Origin of the sequence: Caulobacter sp. X (genome assembly GCF_002742635.1) — a bacterium.
Taxonomy (GTDB): Bacteria; Pseudomonadota; Alphaproteobacteria; order Caulobacterales; family Caulobacteraceae; genus Caulobacter.
In genome coordinates, this window is record NZ_PEGF01000001.1 from 2,105,970 (window position 1) to 2,123,547 (window position 17,578).

15 protein-coding genes and 3 pseudogenes are annotated in these 17,578 nt (G+C 67.4%); 8 read left to right on the forward strand and 10 right to left on the reverse strand.

All coding sequences use genetic code 11. The features are described 5' to 3' along the window. Positions 1-46 precede the first annotated feature (46 nt). A complete protein-coding gene (locus CSW60_RS09710; protein WP_099537054.1) occupies positions 47-832 on the forward strand; it encodes a hypothetical protein in 786 nt (261 codons plus the stop codon). A 350-nt stretch (positions 833-1,182) separates the two neighbouring features. On the opposite strand, the gene hisG is transcribed toward CSW60_RS09710, so the two are convergent. The 3 genes and pseudogenes from hisG to hisS form a co-directional block, all read right to left on the reverse strand. Beyond that, on the reverse strand, positions 1,183-2,142 hold the full coding sequence (hisG, locus tag CSW60_RS09715; protein WP_099537055.1) for an ATP phosphoribosyltransferase: 960 nt from the start codon (positions 2,140-2,142) through the stop codon (positions 1,183-1,185). Continuing rightward, positions 2,139-3,301: pseudogene (locus CSW60_RS09720) on the reverse strand (ATP phosphoribosyltransferase regulatory subunit). The gene hisG and the pseudogene CSW60_RS09720 overlap by 4 nt, the downstream one beginning before the upstream one ends. Beyond that, complete coding sequence (gene hisS, locus CSW60_RS09725; RefSeq protein WP_099537057.1) at positions 3,276-4,760, reverse strand: histidine--tRNA ligase; 1,485 nt, start codon at positions 4,758-4,760, stop codon at positions 3,276-3,278. The pseudogene CSW60_RS09720 and the gene hisS overlap by 26 nt, the downstream one beginning before the upstream one ends. A 348-nt stretch (positions 4,761-5,108) precedes the next feature. Here hisS and CSW60_RS09730 point away from each other — a divergent pair, with 348 nt between their 5' ends. Continuing rightward, the gene (locus CSW60_RS09730) at positions 5,109-5,666 is read left to right on the forward strand and encodes a non-canonical purine NTP pyrophosphatase (protein ID WP_099537058.1); all 558 of its coding nucleotides are present in this window, start codon (positions 5,109-5,111) and stop codon (positions 5,664-5,666) included. Further along, positions 5,663-6,469, forward strand: coding sequence for an SIR2 family protein (locus tag CSW60_RS09735; RefSeq protein WP_099537059.1), 807 nt, complete (start codon positions 5,663-5,665; stop codon positions 6,467-6,469). The genes CSW60_RS09730 and CSW60_RS09735 overlap by 4 nt, the downstream gene beginning before the upstream one ends. A gap of 14 nt (positions 6,470-6,483) precedes the next feature. Here CSW60_RS09735 and CSW60_RS23990 read toward each other — a convergent pair. Then, positions 6,484-6,573: pseudogene (locus CSW60_RS23990) on the reverse strand (hypothetical protein); the annotation flags it as partial. Positions 6,574-6,622: 49 nt separating this feature from the next. Between CSW60_RS23990 and CSW60_RS23995 the strand changes: the two are divergent. Then, the gene (locus tag CSW60_RS23995; protein ID WP_236634270.1) at positions 6,623-6,712 is read left to right on the forward strand and encodes a hypothetical protein; all 90 of its coding nucleotides are present in this window, start codon (positions 6,623-6,625) and stop codon (positions 6,710-6,712) included. Here CSW60_RS23995 and CSW60_RS23465 read toward each other — a convergent pair. Together CSW60_RS23465 and CSW60_RS09740 are read right to left on the reverse strand one after the other, a co-directional pair. After that, positions 6,709-6,879: a hypothetical protein gene (locus CSW60_RS23465; protein ID WP_161495640.1), complete on the reverse strand. Its 171-nt coding sequence runs from the start codon at positions 6,877-6,879 to the stop codon at positions 6,709-6,711. The genes CSW60_RS23995 and CSW60_RS23465 overlap by 4 nt on opposite strands. A 202-nt stretch (positions 6,880-7,081) precedes the next feature. After that, positions 7,082-7,551, reverse strand: a pseudogene (locus CSW60_RS09740) (DoxX family protein); the annotation flags it as partial. A gap of 739 nt (positions 7,552-8,290) precedes the next feature. Between CSW60_RS09740 and CSW60_RS09745 the strand changes: the two are divergent. Together CSW60_RS09745 and CSW60_RS09750 are read left to right on the forward strand one after the other, a co-directional pair. Then, a complete protein-coding gene (locus tag CSW60_RS09745) occupies positions 8,291-8,512 on the forward strand; it encodes a hypothetical protein (protein WP_099537060.1) in 222 nt (73 codons plus the stop codon). 182 nt (positions 8,513-8,694) lie between these two features. Then, positions 8,695-10,788 carry a TonB-dependent siderophore receptor gene (locus tag CSW60_RS09750; protein WP_099537061.1) on the forward strand — a complete coding sequence of 698 codons (2,094 nt, stop codon included), beginning with the start codon at positions 8,695-8,697 and terminating at the stop codon, positions 10,786-10,788. Positions 10,789-10,791: 3 nt separating this feature from the next. Here CSW60_RS09750 and pgi read toward each other — a convergent pair whose 3' ends face one another. Both pgi and CSW60_RS09760 read right to left on the reverse strand, forming a co-directional pair. Then, on the reverse strand, positions 10,792-12,411 hold the full coding sequence (gene pgi, locus CSW60_RS09755; RefSeq protein ID WP_099537062.1) for a glucose-6-phosphate isomerase: 1,620 nt from the start codon (positions 12,409-12,411) through the stop codon (positions 10,792-10,794). A 116-nt stretch (positions 12,412-12,527) separates the two neighbouring features. After that, positions 12,528-13,133: a thioredoxin family protein gene (locus tag CSW60_RS09760; RefSeq protein ID WP_099537063.1), complete on the reverse strand. Its 606-nt coding sequence runs from the start codon at positions 13,131-13,133 to the stop codon at positions 12,528-12,530. Positions 13,134-13,305: 172 nt separating this feature from the next. Here CSW60_RS09760 and CSW60_RS09770 point away from each other — a divergent pair, with 172 nt between their 5' ends. Then, positions 13,306-14,040, forward strand: coding sequence for a DUF1353 domain-containing protein (locus CSW60_RS09770; protein ID WP_201723005.1), 735 nt, complete (start codon positions 13,306-13,308; stop codon positions 14,038-14,040). A 7-nt stretch (positions 14,041-14,047) separates the two neighbouring features. Here the strand turns inward: CSW60_RS09770 and CSW60_RS09775 are convergent, their stop codons facing one another. Further along, positions 14,048-16,204: a protein-disulfide reductase DsbD gene (locus CSW60_RS09775; protein WP_099537064.1), complete on the reverse strand. Its 2,157-nt coding sequence runs from the start codon at positions 16,202-16,204 to the stop codon at positions 14,048-14,050. A gap of 115 nt (positions 16,205-16,319) precedes the next feature. On the opposite strand from CSW60_RS09775, the gene CSW60_RS09780 reads away from it, so the two are divergent. Beyond that, on the forward strand, positions 16,320-16,712 hold the full coding sequence (locus CSW60_RS09780) for an acyl dehydratase (protein ID WP_099537636.1): 393 nt from the start codon (positions 16,320-16,322) through the stop codon (positions 16,710-16,712). A 62-nt stretch (positions 16,713-16,774) separates the two neighbouring features. On the opposite strand, the gene CSW60_RS09785 is transcribed toward CSW60_RS09780, so the two are convergent. Continuing rightward, positions 16,775-17,563 carry a SapC family protein gene (locus CSW60_RS09785; protein ID WP_099537065.1) on the reverse strand — a complete coding sequence of 263 codons (789 nt, stop codon included), beginning with the start codon at positions 17,561-17,563 and terminating at the stop codon, positions 16,775-16,777. Positions 17,564-17,578 lie beyond the last annotated feature (15 nt).

Consider the following 17,578-nt stretch of genomic DNA (forward strand, 5'->3'; position numbering starts at 1 on the left):
CCGCCGTTTTTCTGTCCGGCTCCTTCAGTCCCGAGGCTCTCTCAGCGTGAACGCCATCATTCGCGGCAAGCCCGACAATCTCGATGCGATCGGCGAGCGTTTCGAGCGCGCGCGGCTCGACCAGCCGGTCTTCCTGAACAGCGTGCCGAAAGCCGGCACCCACCTGATCCGCAACATCATGCGGATGTTCGTCGCTCCCGATCAGCACTGGCGGCGCGAGTACATCCAGCACGCCCTGCTGGCGCGCAGCCGCGACGCCTTCCAGCCCGACGCCCCGATGATCAGCTGGGGGCACATGCTGTTCTCGGACGAGGCGGCGGTGGCCCTGCGCGACGTGCGCCACATCGTGCTGGTCCGCGACCCCTACGACTGGGTGCTGGCGCGGGCCCGCTTCTACCTCTCCGACGAGTTCCAGGGGAACCTGAACCACATCAAGGACGGCGGCGCGGCGATCGACGACGTCATCATGATGATGATCCTGGGCGCGCACGGCCGCATCCCGGACCTCAAGGACATCTTCACGATGAACGCCGTGGCCTGGATGGGCTCCAAGGCCATCATCGTCCGCTACGAGGACATCGTCGAGAACCTCAAGGACCTGGGCTCCAGGCGGGCCGAGGCCTTCTTTGGCCGGCTGCTGGCCGATTGCGGCCTGGCCCTGCCCCAGGACTGGCGCGCGCGCGTCGAGGCCGGCGCCGATCCGCGCGAGAGCCGCACGGCGCGCGAGAACCTCAGCGTGACGGCCGAGGTGCCGAAAGTGCTGTCGGAGATCCACCGGCAGGTGGTCGACTTCCACGCCCCGGGCCTGAGGGCCTTGCTGGGCTATCGCTGACGGCGGCGCGCAGCTCTCACCAAAGTTTTGACGATCTCGTCAAAAAGAAAAACCAGGGCCCAGATACACCAAACCCGTCGCGGGGGATAATCGCGACGGGCTGGCTATTTTCTCGATCATTCGATCTAGGCGGGCGTTTCCTCCCCGAAACGCCGAAGAACGGGAGCTCTCTGGTGGGCTCGTTTCGTCCTTGCAGTGTGTAGAAACGTCAAATTCGTGACGGTGTCAACGCGTCAAAGCCGTTTTCTGCAAAGGTTTGGACGAATTTTTGACGCCGGCGGCGTATCTTGGACTGAAAAGTCGGTTTTACCCCCGGATTCCGGCGTCATTTTTGACGAAGCAGTCAAAATTTACTTTCCGAGCGCCGCCGTGAAACGGTCCAGCACCGCCGAGCGCGACTCGAACACATAGTCCGGACGCGACACGGTCACCGGCTCGACCCCGGCCTCGGCCAGGGCGGCGGCGGCGTCGAACAGGTCGGCGGTCGCCAGCAGGGCGCCGTTGGCCCGGCGCGAGCCGCCACGGGCCACGAAGGCGGCCACCGCGTCCTGGGCGGCGCGGTCCTGCTCGGCCGGCCAGACCAGGGTCGCGAGCTTGCCCGCCCGGCCCTTGGCCTCGACCACCGACAAGAGACGGCGCAGGGCGTCCAGCTGCTCGCCGTTCCAGCCGGCCAGCAGCGAGGCCGTCAGCTGGGCCTGGCTCTTCAGGATCACGCCGTCGGACAGGATCTTCAGGCCATTGGCCGCCAGGGTCGCGCCGGTGGTGGTGATGTCGACGACCAGCTCGGCCGCGCCGGCGGCGGGGGCCCCCTCGGTGGCGCCGCTGCTCTCGACGATGCGGTAGTCGGCGACGCCGTGGCGAGCGAAGAAAGCGCGGGTCTGGGTCACGTACTTGGTCGCCACGCGCAGGCGCCGGCCGGTGCGGGCCAGATGCGCGTGCCCGACCTCGTCCACGTCCGCCATGGTGTCGACGTCGAGCCAGCTCTTGGGCGCGGTCACCACCAGATCGGCGCGGCCGAACCCTAAGGCCCGCAGCAGCATGACCCGGCTGTCCATGTCGTCGCCGCGCTCGCGCAGCAGGTCCTCGCCGGTGACGCCCAGGTGCAGGTCGCCGCTGTCGAGGCCCGCGGCGATGTCGCCGGCTGACAAGAGGCGCACCGAGACGCCGGGCAGGCCCGACAGCTCGGCCGAATAGCCGCGCGCGCCGCCGGTCATTTCCAGCTTGAAGCCGCACTCGGCCAGCCAGGCCTCGACCTGGTCCTTCAGCCGACCCTTGGACGGAATGGCGAAGATCATCGGTGCGGAGCTCATTCGCCGCCTCCCGCATAGGCGCGCGCGGGACGGACCATGAAGCCGACCGCGCCGGTGTTGGTGGTGGAGACGCCGAGCTTGCCCGGAAGTCCGTCGTAGCGGCCGCCGGCCGCGATCGGCCGCTCGTCGCCCAGGCCCGCCGAGCGGACCTCGAACAGATAGCCGTCGTAATAGCCGAAGGCCCGGCCGAAGGCGGCGGCCAGGGTCGCCTTGTCCAGCGGAACGCCTCGGGCGGCCATACCCGACAGGCGCGCGCGCCAGCCGGCGATGGCGGCCTTCAACGCTCCATCGTTCGGACCCGCCAGCGCGGCGATGGCGTCCAGCGCGGCCTCCGGACGATCCGAGACGGCCAGGAAGGCGCGGACCTTGGCGGCTTGCTCCGCATCGAGACGGCCGGCCTTGGCGGTCTCGGCCTTCTCGACCAGGCGGCGGGCGATCTCGGCCGGGCGGCGGCCGCCGACGGGCTCGATGCCGGCCAGGGACCACAGCTCCTGCAGCACCGCCGAGGCCTCGGCCTCGGGCAAGCCGGCCAGCAAGGCGGCGATGCGGCTCTGGTCGGCGTCGGGCGCGGCGCCCTCCCCTTCCAGCTCGGCCTTCAGCTGGCGCGGCTTGGCGAAGGCGCGCTTCAGGCGGGCGGCCAGGGGCGCGGCGAGATCGAGGCTGTCGACGAAGGCGGCGAACAGCGACACGTCGCCGAGGATCAGCGAGAGGTCCCCGCGCCCGCCGGCCGCCGAGGCCGCCCAGGCCAGGGCCGCCATCTCGGCGTCGGCGGCGACCGGGTCTCCGGCCTCGAAGGCCTCGATGCCGATCTGCAGGAACTCCTCGGCGCGATCAGACCCGCGCGGGGCCACGCGGAAGGCCTTGCCCTCGTAGCGGTAACGGCCCGCCCCTTCACCACCGGCGAAGTGCTGGCGCGCCACCGCGACGGTGAAGTCGGGACGCAGGGCCGCCTCCTCGCCGCCGTCGCCGGAGACGACGAACAATCGCGAGCGCATGGCCTCGCCGGCCAAATCCAGCAGCAGGCCCAGCGGCTGCAGCACCGGCGCGTCGGTCGGCGCGGCGCCGGCGGCCAGAAGCGGAGCGCGGATGGCGTCGAGCGCCTCCGCCGGAATGGAACGCTCGAGCCTCACGAACTAGCCCCCAATGATCTTGCGCACAGCGGCGACGAGCTCGCCGCGCGGAATGGTCTGCTGGCCGGGACGCTCGGCCTTCCAGGCGGCGTTGTCGGCCACGCCCGAGGCCAGCTCGCGGCCCAGGTCCAGGTCCTTGATCGTCACCGTGCCGGCCGCGATCTCGTCGCCGCCCAGCATGATGGCCGCGGGCGACAGGCGCCGATCGGCGTACTTCATCTGCGGCCGCATGCCGGAAGTCCCCAGATAGACCTCGGCCGGGATGCCCGCCGCGCGCAATTCTCCGACCACGGAGAAGTATTCCGGCATGTGCGCGTCGTCGAAGGCGATGACCACCACCGGCCCGCGCGCCGCCCCGCCCGGCTCGCGCCCGGCCGCCCGCAGCGCCGCCGCCAGGCGCGACACCCCGAACGAGAAGCCCGTCGCCGGCGTCACATTGCCGGTGAACCGCGCCACCAGGTCGTCATAGCGCCCGCCGCCGCCGATCGAGCCGAAGGTGACCTTGTTCCCCTTCTCGTCGGTGGTGGAGAGCAACAGCTCGGCCTCGAACACCGCGCCGGTGTAGTATTCCAGCCCGCGCACGATCGAGGGATCGATGAAGGCCTGGTCGTCGGCGATCCCCAGGCTGGTCAGGGCCGCGTCGATCCGCGACAGCTCCAGAAGGCCCTCGTCGCCCTCGGCCGAGCCGCCGATCACCTTGGCGATGTTGTCCAGCGTCGCGGCGCGACCACCCGTCGAGCCGGCCTGGACGAAGTCCAGCACCTGGTCGACCGCTTTACCCTTGAGACCGGCGCCCTTGGTGAAGTCGCCGCTCTCGTCCAGGCGGCCCTCGCCCAGCAGCAGCCGCACGCCGTCGACGCCCAGGCGGTCCAGCTTGTCGACCGCGCGCAGCACGGCCAGCTTCTGGCCGGCGCTGTCGGCGCCCGCGGCGGTCAGCAGGCCGTTCAGGAGCTTGCGATTGTTGATCTTCAGCACCGCCGCCCCGCGCGGCAGGCCCGCGGCCTCCAGGCCCTCGACGGCCATGGCGATGATCTCGGCGTCGGCCTCCGGACGGGCCGAGCCCACCGTGTCGGCGTCGCACTGGATGAACTGGCGGAAGCGCCCCGGCCCCGGCTTCTCGTTGCGCCACACCGGCCCGAAGGCGTAGCGGCGGAACGGCTTGGGCAGGGTCTCCCAGTTCTGGGCGGCGAAGCGGGCCAGGGGCGCGGTCAGGTCATAGCGCAGCGCCATCCACTGGTCGTCGTCGTCCTGCAGCGCGAAGACGCCCTCGTTGGGCCGGTCGCTGTCGGGCAGGAACTTGCCCAGGGCGTCGGCATATTCGAACGCCCCGGTGTCCAGCGCCTCGAAGCCGTAGCGCTCATAGACCGCCGACACCGCCTCCAGGATCGCCCGCTCGGCCCGCAGGTCGCGCGCGCGCTTGTCGGCGAAGCCGCGCGGGCTGCGCGCCTCGGGGCGGAAGTCGGCGGGCGTTTCGGTGGAGTCGGTCATCGGCGTCGGTCCTAAGGTCTTCTAGGCTTCGACGGATGGCGCTTGAGCCAAGCCCCATCCGCTAGGCGGGGGCTCTGGCTGGGGGCTTGCTTCTAGAGCGAGCGGACCCGGCCGATCCCGCGAGGCGAGGTCGGATGGTGGTGGTGGCCGTGATGGTGCGGCGTGCGGGTCATTGGGGGGGCGGTGTAGCGGAGATGGGGCGGCGGGGGAAGGGGGGAGAAAAGGGGGACGCAACTCACAATCAAAAAGACGAGGGAGTGAAAATGCGCTCTCGATACCCCTACTCAATGCACCCGCATCACTGACGATTGCAAAGTTTCACGTTTCCCCCAATGGTGGCGCTTAGCGATGAAGATACATTTCCTCTCAAGCAATCCACACAAGATCGCTGAGTCGAAGGCGATACTCGAACCCCTGGGTTTCGAGATAGCCCCGACGCGTACATCTATCGCCGAGATACAGACCTCAAAAATCGACGACCTTATTCGTCACAAGCTCCTTAAGGCATTTTATCAAATTGGTCGCCCAATATTTGTGGAACACACAAGCCTTTCTATAGATAGCATCAACGGCTTTCCAGGCGGTCTAACGCAAATATTTTGGGACACACTGGAAGCAGACCGAGTCTCAGAGCTATTTGGACAGGGAAACAATACAGGCGTAACAGCAACGACGCACATCGGATATTGTGACGGCAAGAAGATCTGGCCGTTCTCTGGGGAAGTTCGCGGCCATATTGCTCCAACGCCCAGGGGAGATCGTAGCTTTCAATGGGATTGTATATTCGTCCCCGAGGGAGGCACGGAGACTTTTGCCGAAATGGGTACAGGACGAAAGAACGAGATATCAATGAGACGAAGAGCTCTTGATGCCTTCGCGAAGCACCTGAGGACAAACAATCGATGATTGAAGATCTTGCCAGAAGAATTAGGGAGAGAAGTGTAATTCTATTTGCAGGAGCCGGCCTATCAGTATCCCTTGGCCTACCAACATGGCAGCAACTCACTCATGAAATGGCAAAACAACTAGGGTATGACCCTGAAGTATTAATACGTCCAAGCACTAGTTACCTCACCATGGCTGAGTTTTATAGACTGGAAATGTCCTCTATTGGCCCATTACGTAGCTGGATGGACAGAAACTGGGCGGTTAGCGAAGACAGCCTCCGCAATTCAAAAGTATTTAATCAAATAGTTGATCTTGACTTTTCTTTTATATACACGACAAATTATGACAGAAATATTGAAGAAATACACAGGATTAGAGGAAAGAAATTCTTCAAAATTGCATCGGTGAAAGATATATCCCGAACAACCGGAAGCGAGACGCAAATTGTAAAATTTCACGGAGATTTTGATGACGACAAATCTATCGTATTAACGGAATCCGATTATTATGAAAGATTAAATTTTGAATCTCCTCTAGATATAAAGTTTAGATCAGATACACTTGGAAGGAGCATTTTGTTTGTCGGCTACAGCCTTTCCGATATAAATATAAGACTTATTCTGTACAAGATGAAGCAAATGTGGAAAGAATCGGGCGTTATGGAGCATAAGCCCCCCCTATACATGTTCATGCTGCGCCCCGACCCCGTTCAGGAACGCGTTCTTGATAGCTGGGGAATTCGCACCATCATATCCGAAGAGCCGAGCGCCGCAGAGGCACTCCCAGCTCTATTCGATCAGCTCAAACAGTTGACGATCTGAGATCGCTTCTCCCCTTACATCTCACGGCGAGACGATCGCTGGACGCGACGCGACCCTCTCCTCCCCCATCGGGGGAGGGGGACCCGCGAACGCGGGTGGAGGGGGCCTCGTGCGGCGGGGCTACATACTGTGGGCGGCGGAATGTGCGCGGTCTTGAGCGGGCGGGGGCGCGGCCCGGTCGGCTGCCCCCTCCACCGCCGTTCGGCGGTTCCCCTCCCCCGATGGGGGAGGAGAATGATCTAACCCCAAAAGCTCCGGCGCTTGCCGCGCCAGGTCTGGACGATGTTGAACATCGCCCAAAGCCACAGGGCGGGCGCGACCAAGACGAACCCGTTCCCCGCGAAGACCACCGCCAACAGCGCACCGACCGACCAGACCGCGATGTACTGAGCCGTGAGACGCTGCTTCATACGCTTATCCATGCATCGGAAGGTCAGCCATTGGCGGGCGAGTGTCCAGCACGCCGCAGCCTCCAAGAGATGTAAGGGTTGGGGTGAGGGGGTACGGCGTCCGACGGCGGGCCGGCGCGGCGTCAGACCCCGTAACCCCTCACCCTCCCGCCGCTGCGCGGCCCCTCCCTCTCCCTGAAGGAGAGGGTTTCCGACAACGCCCCTACCTCCCCAGCCGCACCGGGAACAGCGCCCGCAGCGCCGGGTCGCGGAGCCAGAGGCCGCCCCAGAGGAAGAGGCCCAGATAAACGCTGAACAGGGTGTGGCTGACCAGCGGGCTCTCGGCGCGCATCTGGGTGGCCAGGGCGCCGCCCAGCAGGCCCGTGAACAGCACCGCGCCCAGCAGGCGGGTGCGCGGGATCAGGTAGAGCGCCAGGCACGCGGCCTCGATCACCCCGATCGTCAGGGTGTGGCGCGGGTCCCAGCCCAGCTTTTCCAGGGTCCCCGTCGCCGCCGGGTGCTGGGCCAGCTTAGGGCCCACCGAGGCGGCGGCGATGAACAGGGAAAACGCCCCCGACAGCATCCACCCGGCCCAGGTCGTGATCTTCTCGCGCATGTGTGAGGTCCCTCCGTTTGGGCAAGGACGGATGAGCGGGGCGCGGGCCGACAGGGGGCTCTAAGAATCCCTCTCTTTGGAGAGAGGGCGGGGCCCGCCGCGAAGCGGTGGGAGGGTGAGTGGTTTCGGGGCTGGCCGTCGAAACCTCCGCCCATCAGCCGCTTTCAGTCACCGCCTTGTCCGGAGAGGGCTTACCCACTCACCCTCCCACGCTGCGCGTGGGCCCCTCCCTCTCTCCATGAGAGAGGGATTCCAAAATGCCCTATACGCAGCCGCGTATCCGGAATCGAATCCAACCAAATCAACGGCTTCTCATTTTTACACGCCAATCTGTCCTCCCCCTCTGGAACGGTGCCCATACTTGTCCTCGCCCCGTCGCGGGGGAGGCCGTCCAGCTGGCGACCGAACGGGCGGCGGGGGTGGTCGAGCGGGATGCGGTCCGGCTCGGCGTCGCGGGGCCCGGCGGGCCTTGGGGAAGGGCGACAGCTCCGGACGGGGCGGCTCCCTCTCCCAGGCCGGGCCGTGGGCCATGCTCGCGACGTTGACGGGATCGCGCCAGGCGCGGGCTGAAATCGCCCGCGCGGTCCGGGAGGGTCGCTTTCCCTCCCGCCCGCCGAGGGCCTCTTTTCGGAAGCGGGTTAAAACCCCGCGCCCCGAGGGCTTTCGTCCAAACGATCGCGCGGAGCATCCGGGTCTCGTCGAAACGGTAACTCCAACATCCTTCCGGGCGCGCCCCGGAGCTCCGCCGCCTCCCCAGCCCGCCGGCTTTTCCGGCGGAAGACCGTCGCCGCATGTCCAAACCGATGGAGACCTTCGATGTCCAAGCACAGACCGCCCAAGGCCACGTTCCAGCCCGCGCTTCAGACGGGCGCCGTCACCGCTGACAGCCCGGTTGACGCCATCCGCGCCGAGCGGATGCGGGTCGCCGAGGAGCTGCAGCGCCGGAAGGAATACGAGTACCTCCAGATGCTGCGGGCGGAGCTGGACGAGACCCCGCCCGTCCCCGAGCCCCACCCTCCGCCCGCCAACGACGGCTGAGCCGCATGGCCTATACACGAAGCCTTAAGTCTTTACGGTTGGCGGCCCAGACTTATCCACAGCCCCGCCCCGTATAAACATGACGCCGATGTAATCTTTCAGAGAAGTAATCCACCTTTCAGGCTTGTAACTTGAGATGAACAGGGCCGGCGGCCACTGCTTTCCTCGTGAGGGGAAAGTCCATGACCAAGACCGCGCTTCTGGCGACCGCCGCCACCGTGTTGCTCGCCGCCGCCGGCGCGGTCCAGGCCGGCGAGACGCCCAAGCCCGCCGACCAGGCCGCCGCCGTGACCCCGGTCCCGACCGGTCCGACCTCGCAGGCCCCGATGGACGACCAGGCTCAGAAGGGCGTGCTGGTCTTCACCCCGGACTTCTTCGCCGCCAATCGTCCGAACACGGCGCAAGACATGGTCAACCGGGTGCCGGGCTTCACCATCCAGGACGGCGCGGGCACGCGGGGCTTCGAGGGCGCGGTCGGCAACGTGCTGATCAACGGCAACCGCCCGGCCTCGAAGAACGACACCGGCAGCAACGTCCTGTCGCGCACGCCGGCCAACCGGGTCGAGCGGATCGAGCTGATCCGCGGCGGGGCGCCGGGCGTCGACATGCAGGGTTATTCGGTCGTCGTGAACGTGGTGCTGAAGAAGGGCGTCAGCCATCAGCAGATCGCCACCTGGAACGCGTCGCTGTTCGACGGCGGCCACGACGTCTATGGCGGCAGCTATCAGTTCACGGCCACCAATGGCGACCGCAGCTGGGGCGTGCTGCTCAGCGACGGCACCTCGACCAGCGACTCCAACGGCGCGGGCCGCAGCGTGCGCCATGACGGGACGGGCAAGCTGACCCGCGACGAGGCCTATCGGGACGACGGCTATGGCGGCGGGCGCGGGCTCCGCGGCAACTGGTCGGGTCCGCTGCTGGGCGGCAAGCTGGAGGCCACAGCGCGCGTGGGCCGCAACGACTGGCACGAGTGGACGGACCTCACCTCGCCCACGTCGTTCCGCCGCAGCGCCTATGACGAGGAGAGCCATTCGGGCGAGCTGGGCCTGACCTACACCCGGCGGCTGGCGCCGACGTGGAACCTGGAGACGCGGCTGATCCACTCGTTCGAGGACTTCGACAACGTCTCGACCGGGGACGACCGGCTGAACGGCGTGGCCTCGCCCCAGCAGCGCTTCGTGGCCGACGGCGACAGCTCGGAGTCGATCCTGCGCGCCCTGCTGCGCCACGACCTCTCGGCGGCCCTGACGCTGGAAGCCGGCGGCGAGGGCGCCTACAACATGCTGGACGTGACCCAGGCCTACAGCGTGGGCGGGGTCGGCGTGCCGCTGCCCAGCGCCTCGGTCAAGGTCGAGGAGCTGCGCGGCGAGGCCTTCGCCAAGGCCACCTGGCGCCTGAACCCCAAGCTGACCGCCGAGGGCGGCCTGCGGCTGGAGACCTCGACGATCAAGCAGTCGGGCGACGCCGACAACAAGAAGAGCTTCTTCTACGCCAAGCCGCGCTTCCTGCTGACCTGGACGCCGATGGCCGACAATCAGGTGCGCTTCCGCTTCGAGCGCGAGCTGGGCCAGCTGGACTTCGACGACTTCGCCGCCTCATCGGACCTGGACGACGGGACCGTCTATGGCGGCAATGTCGAGCTGAAGCCCGAGCAGCGCTGGATCTCGGAAGTGACCTACGAGCGCCGCTTCTGGGGCCAGGGCGTGGTGTCGATCGGCTATCGCCACGACGAGATCATCGGCGTGATCGACCGCCTGCCGCTGCCGGGCGGCCTGTCGGCGGTCGGCAATATCGGCGACGGCACGCTGGACCGCCTCAGCCTGAACATCGTGGTGCCGACCGACAAGCTGGGGATCAAGGGCGGCCGCTTCACCTTCAAGAACGACTGGAACGAAAGCCACGTGAAGGACCCGACGACCGGCCGCGACCGGCCGATCACCAAGGTCCGCCCGACCCAGGCCAATATCGGCTTCCAGCAAGACATCGTCTCGTGGAAGACCCAGTGGGGGATCAACTGGCTGCCGCTCTTGGGCCAGGGCACCTATGACGTCGACCAGACCAGCGTCTGGCGCGGCTCGCGCTACTACGAGGCCTTCGCCGAGTACAAGCCGACCCCGACCCTGGCGATCCGGGCGCAGCTGAACATCTGGGACGACTTCACGATCCGCCGCACGGTCTTCGCCAACCGCGGGCCCGACCGGACCGTGGCCTTCGTCGAGGACCGCGCGATCGACCCGCGCACCTTCGTCCAGCTGCGGGTGAGGAAGACCTTCTAGCGGCTACTTGCGCAGCCGCTGGATCAGCGCCGTGGTCGACGGGTCGTGGTCGCCCGTCGCGCCGCTTTCCAGCTCGGGCAGAATGCGGTTCGCCATCACCTTGCCCAGCTCGACGCCCCACTGGTCGAAGGAATTGATGCCCCAGATGACGCCCTCGACGAAGGTCTTGTGCTCATAGAGGGCGATCAGGGCGCCGAAGGTCTCGGGCGTCAGGCGGTCCAGGACCACCAGGGTCGAGGGCCGGTTGCCGGCGAAGGTCCGCTGCGGGGCCAGGGTGGCGATCTGCGCGTCCGAGACGCCCTTGGCCTTCAGCTCGGCGACGACGTCCTCGGTGGAGCGCCCGACCATGAACGCCTCGGCCTGGGCCAAGAGGTTCGACAGCAGCTTCTCGTGCATGCCGGCCGGGCCCTCGTCGGACTTGGCGACGCCGATCAGCTCCATGGGCGTGATGTCGGTCCCCTGGTGCATGCACTGGAAATAGGCGTGCTGGACATTGGTGCCTTCGTCGCCGAACACCACGGTGGCGGTGCCGCGCTGGGCGGGCTTGCCGTCGGGACGGACCGACTTGCCGTTGCTCTCCATCTCCAGCTGCTGCAGGAACGCGGCCAGGCGGCGCAGGCGGTGCGAGTACGGCACGACCGAGCGGGCCCGGCGGTCCAGCCCATTGCGATTGAAGATCTGAGCCAGGGCGACAAGGACCGGCGCATTGGCCTCCAGCGGCGCGGTCCTGAAGTGCTCATCCATCGCCGCCCCGCCGCGCAGGAAGCCCTCGAAGGCGTCCCAGCCGGCGGCGACGGCCACCGACAGGCTGACCGACGACCACAGCGAATAGCGGCCGCCGACCCAGTCCCAGAAGCCGAACACCCGCTCGTCCGGCACGCCGAAGGCGGCGGTCTTGTCCAGCGCGGTCGAGATGGCGGCCAGGTGCTGATTGGCGCCCTGCTCGCCCAGGGCCGCGACCAGCCAGGCCCGCGCCGCGCCGGCGTTGGCCATGGTCTCCTGGGTCGTGAAGGTCTTGGAGACCACCATGACCAGGGTCTCCTCGGGATCCATATCGGCCGTCGTCAGGGCGAACTCGGCGCCGTCGACATTGGCCACGAAGCGCAGGTCGATCGACGGCTTGATCGGCCGCAGGGCGTCCCACAGCAGGCGGGGACCAAGGTCGCTGCCGCCGATGCCGATGTGCAGGATGGCCTTGAACGGCTTGCCCGTCGCGCCCTTGATCGCGCCGGAACGGACAGCCTGCGCGAAGGCCTTCATCCGCTGGCGGACCGCCTCGACCTCGGCCATGACCGGCTGGCCCAGCGCCTTGACGTCGGCGTCGGCCGGCGCGCGGAGGGCGGTGTGCAGCACGGCGCGGCCCTCGGACGAATTGATCGCCTCGCCGCCGAACATCCGGGCGCGGGCGCCTTCGACGTCGGCCGCGTGGGCGAGATCCAGAGCGGCTTCGAGACCGGCCTCGTCCCAAGCCTGCTTGGACAAGTCCAGGTGCAGGCCGGCGACGTCCAGGGTCAGCGCCTCGAGGCGACCGGGCTCGTCCTTGAAGAAGTCGACGATGCGCTGGGCGCCCGCGGCCTTGGCGGCGGTTTCCAGGCGGGTCCAGGCGGCGTCGAGATCGGCCATGAGGCGGCGTCCTTGCGTAAGAGGTCGGAGCTTTCCTTCCGGGCTTAGCAAACGGCCGCCGCCGCGTCATGGCGGACCAATGACGTTTTTTCAGGAGTTCGCCCCCTGAAAATCTCCTAGGCGTCCTTGTACTTGACCGAGCAGCCATAGGGCGTCGCGAAAGGCGTGGCGACCTTGCGGCCCGCCTTCACGTCGGACAGGGCGGCGGCGACCAGGTTCTTGGCGCCCGCGATGTCCTCGACCTTGCTGGTCGGCCGATCGTCGATCGCGCCGTCGTAGACGACCTGACCGGCCTTATCGATGACGAACATGTGCGGCGTCGTCTTGGCCTTATAGGCGGTGGCGACCTTGCCCTCCGGGTCCAGCAGCAGCGCCGTGGGCTTGGCGCCCTTGGCGGCCATCCAGGCCTTGGCGGCGGCGCCGTTGGCGAAATGGCCCTGCTTGCCCGGCGCCGAGGAGGCGATGGTCAGCCAGACCACGCCGTCGGCGCGAGCGGCCTGCTGCAGACCCTGCATGTTGCCGGAATAGTGCTTGCGGACATAGGGACAGCCCTCGTTGGTCCACTCCAGCACCACGGTCTTGCCGCGGAACTCGGACAGCGAGCGTGTCTTGCCGTCGGCGTCTACGGCGGTGAAGTCAGGCGCGAGACGGGCGTGGGCGACGGCGGGAACCAGGGCGGCCAGCGGCAGAGCGGCGGCGACGAGACGGCGGGTGATCGACATGTCGGGTCTCCAGCTATGAATTCCTCCCCGACCTGAAGCTGCCACAGATCGTGGTTATGCGAAACGGTCGCAAAATCGTCGCGTGCGCCGAAACTTCGCCATTCTTGCTTGCTCCCGTGTCCGCTCGCGCCCAGAAGAACGCGCACAGTCTCCACCCCCGCCTCCCCGCCCGATGTCCCGCCTCAAGACCTTCGCCGCCCTCGCCGGCGCCAGCCTGATCCTCGCCGCCTGCGCGACGCAGACGAACACCACCGTCTTCGTGCCGGTCGTCGCCCCGACGCCGCCCAGCTCGCTGACGCCGCAACCGATCATGCTGTTCAACCAGACCAAGGACGGCCGCAAGCTGTTCACCCTGGACGCCGAGTTCCCCTATTGCGACGTCGAGACAGGCAAGGTGATCGTCGTGCCGCGCTGGTATGTCACCGATTTCGCCAGCGTGCCCTGGTACGGTCAGGCCTTCATCGACCCGCAAGGGCCGACGGCGCGGGCGGCGATCGTCCACGACTGGCTCTACACGATCGGCGAACCGGGCAAGCGCGAGGAGGCCGACAACATCTTCCTGCGCGCGATGCTGAAATACGGCGTGCCGCCCTTCCAGGCCAACATCGCTTACAAGGCCGTGCGGCTGGGCGGCGAGAAGGGTTACGGCCTGCCGACCGACTGGCGGTTCGTCGACCCCAAGCGGCAGGACTTCGCTCAGCCCGCGCCCTTCCCCAAGCCGCGCACGGGCATGGTCCGCTACCTGCCCAAATGCCAGGGCTTCAAGGCGCTGATCCAGACGGGGTGGCGGGCCTATCCGCTGCCGACCGCGCCGGTCGTGGCCCCGCCGCCTGTCGTGATCACCAAGACGCCGCTGGACCAGGTCAAGGCCAGGCTGCCCTTCGGCGGCGGCGACAAGAAGAAGTAGATCAGGCCTAGCCGCCTGCCTTCTCGATCGCCTCGATCACCATACCCTCGGTCAGCAGCTGGGGCAGGACCACCGGCGCGCCGCCGTCTTTCGGATAGACGACGTAGAGCGGCACGCCCACCCGGCCGAATTCGGCCAGGGCCTTGGCGATGACCGGATCGCGATTGGTCCAGTCCGCCTTCAGATAGACCGCGTTTGTCGCCTTGAAGGCCTCGGCGACCTTGCCGCCGGACAGGGCGACCTTTTCGTTGACCTGACAGGTCACGCACCAGGCGGCGGTGAAATCGACCAGCACCGGACGGCCCTCGGCCCGCAGCGCGGCGACACGCTCGGGCGACCAGGCTTCAGCGACCAGGCCCGGGCCCGAGGACGGCGCGGCGGCGTCCGCGCTGGCCGGGATCTTGGCGGCGAGGGCGGCGGAGACGGAAAGCGCTAGAGCGGCGCCGACGCAGAGCAGGCCGACCAACATCTGACCCAGGAACGCCTTGCCCGCCGCGCGGCGAGCTTGCGACAGGCCGTAGACCCACGCGCCGAAGGCGGCGAGCACGCCCGCGCCCAGCACCTGGCCCAGTGCGATCGGACCGGCCTGCTGGGCGAACACCCAGGTCAGCCACAGGGCCGCGCCGTACATCGGGAAGGCCAGGCCCTTCTTCAGGATGTCCATCCAGGCGCCGGGACGCGGCAGGCGGTGCAGGACAGCGGGAATGAACGCCACCGCCACGAACGGCGCCGCGAAGCCAAGGCCCAGCGCCGCGAACACGCCGAGCGCCACCACGGCCGGCTGGGTCAGGGCGTAGCCGAGCGCGCCCGCCATGAACGGCGCGGTGCAGGGCGCGGCCACCACCACGGCCAGGGCTCCGGTGAAGAAAGCTCCCAGCGCGCCATCGCGAGAGGACGCGCCGGCGCCGACGCCTTGGATCGAGGTCCCGATCTCGAAGACGCCCGACATGTTCAGCGCGACCAGCAGCATCAGCAAGGCCAGGGCCGCGATCACCAGCGGCGACTGCAGCTGAAAGCCCCAGCCGACCGCCGCGCCGCCGGCGCGCACGGCCAGCAGCAGGCCCGCCAGCGCCAAGAAGGTCGCCAGCACGCCCGCCAGGAAGGCCAAGCCCTGGGTCCGCGCCTTGCTTTCGTGGTGGGCGTGGCCGGCCAGGCTGGCCGCCTTCATCGACAGCACCGGGAAGACGCAAGGCATCAGGTTCAGGATCAGGCCGCCGAGGAAGGCGAACGCCAGCGCGCCGATCAGCCCGCCGGGAACGCTAGCGGTCGACGCCCGGGTCTCGACGGGCGGCGCGCCCAGACCAGCGGCCGCGGCGGGAAGCTCGCCCGGGGTCGCGGCGACCTCCCAGGCCGAGCCGTCGGCCAAGGCCAGGACGCCCGCCAACTCGGCCGGCGTCGCGCCGTCGCCCGCGAAGTCGCGGCCGGGCTTCAACGTCAGGGTCAGGCCCTCGGGCCCGCGATCGATCGTCTGCTCGGCGGCGTGCTCGATCGACTTGGACGAATAGGGGAAGAAATACGCGCCGGCCATGTCGGCGCCCTTTAGCGGGCCGCCGGTGACCGCCAGCTTCAAGACTTGGCCATCCAGCTTGAAGACCGCCTTCAGGCCGGCGGGCTTGGGCGCCTTGGCCAGAACCTCCGCGATCTTGCCGCCCCATTTCGGATCGGCGCTCGCCGCCCCCGCCACGACCGGCAGAAGCAGCGACAGCTCGGCGTCCTCGGGCACGCAGACCTGCTCGCAGACGAGGTAGGAGACCTTCGCGGTCAGGGAGACCGTCGTCCCGACCTGGGCGCTGGCCGGCGCGCTGATCGGCACGGGGATCAGCACCTCGCCCTCATAGGCGTAGTCCAGCAGCGGACCCAGCTTGGCCTTGATCGGCGTCGGCCACACCATGTCGCCGGCGGTCCAGCCGGCCGGCAAGGTCCAGGCGATCTTGGTCGGCTCGCCCGCGTCCCCCGGATTGCGCCAATAGGTGTGCCAGTCCTTCTGGATCTTCTGGCGCAGGGCGACGTAGATCGTGCCGCCAGGCGCGACGCCGCTCTCCTGCGGGACAAGCTCGGACTCGATATGGCCGGAATTGACCACCGGTCCGGCGAAGGCGGCGCCCGCCAACACAGTCGCCGCCACGAAGGCTTGCAGGGCGAGGACGGCTCTCTTGAGGAACATCGGCGACCGGACTTTGTGAAAACGACAGCGCCAGCACACATGGCCCGGCTAGGCGCTCTCGACAATGGTCAAGACGCGCCTGACAGTCGGCGAAGGAATCATCCTGGAGCCGCCCATGCCCGCCGCGTTCGACGATATCGAGATCGGTCAGGTCGTCTCGCTGGGGACACGGGCCGTCGACGCCAAGGCGCTGGAGGCGTTCATCGCCGCGTTCACCCCCGGCTGGCCCGTCGAGAATGGCGCGCCCGATGCGATGATCTTCTCGATCTGGACCCGCCTGGACACCGAGGCCACCGCCGCCTGGCCGCAGACGAAGCGTCTGGGCGTCGACGCCCTGCGCTGGATGCGCAATCCGCCCGTCGGCGAGCTGCTGCGCGGTCGCATGACGGTGATGGGCAAGGACCCGGTCGGCGAGGGCAAGGGCATCGTCATCGCCCAGCATGACCTGCTCGACGAGGCCGGTCGGCTTGTCTTTTCCTGCCTGACCCGCAGCATCTTCGCCCGGTGATAAGAAAAAGGCGGCGGAGCCGAAGCCCCGCCGCCCTCTTCATTTTCAGCTGACGCCGAACCTTAGTTCAGGTTCGCGGCTTCGGCCTGCTTCAGCACGGTCTTGTTGATCAGGCGGTCCCAGCCCAGCAGCGACACCAGGTGCGCATAGATCTGCGCCAGGGCGCCGTTCTGCTGCAGCTCCTTCAGCTTGTCGGCCGACAGATTGTTCAGCTTCTCTTCCGAGACGCCGAAATATTCGGCGACGGTCACGGGCTCGCCAGCGGCGGCGCCGGTCTCGTCCTGCGGCTGGAAGATGGCCTTCTTCAGCTCGAACAGGTCCAGGTCCTTCAGCAGTTGGACGAACGAGTCCGTGCGGCGGCGCTCCAGCTCGAAGTCATCGCAGAACTTGATGCAGTTCTGGGTGTATTCGGTCGGCTCGCCCTTGGCGTCGAACAGCGGGGTCTGACCATTCTCGGCAAGCAGGTCCGAACCGCGGTCGATGCAGACGATCAGGCGGTCTTGCGTGTCGTCATTGGCCAGCACGAACGGATAGCGGCGGATGTAGGCCGGGATGTAGACGTTCGGCTCGACCGAACCGTCGGCGCCGATGAACAGGTTTTCCTGCTGGTTCAGGCCCATCACGGCCAGCGGAACCTTGTCTTCGCCGGCGAAGATCACCGGGAAGGTCAGGGCGGCCGGCGCGAACTCGGAGACGGTCAGCGGGACAGCGGTGCCGGCGGCGGCGAACGCATACGGCTTGTCCTTGTGCACCAGCGCCAGCTTGGCGTGTTGCTCGCGGTTCAGCGGCTCGGGCGAGGTGTAGAACAGAACGTTGCCGGTGAGTTCGCCGGCGGACTGGGTCGTTGTCATGAAGAGCTCTACGAC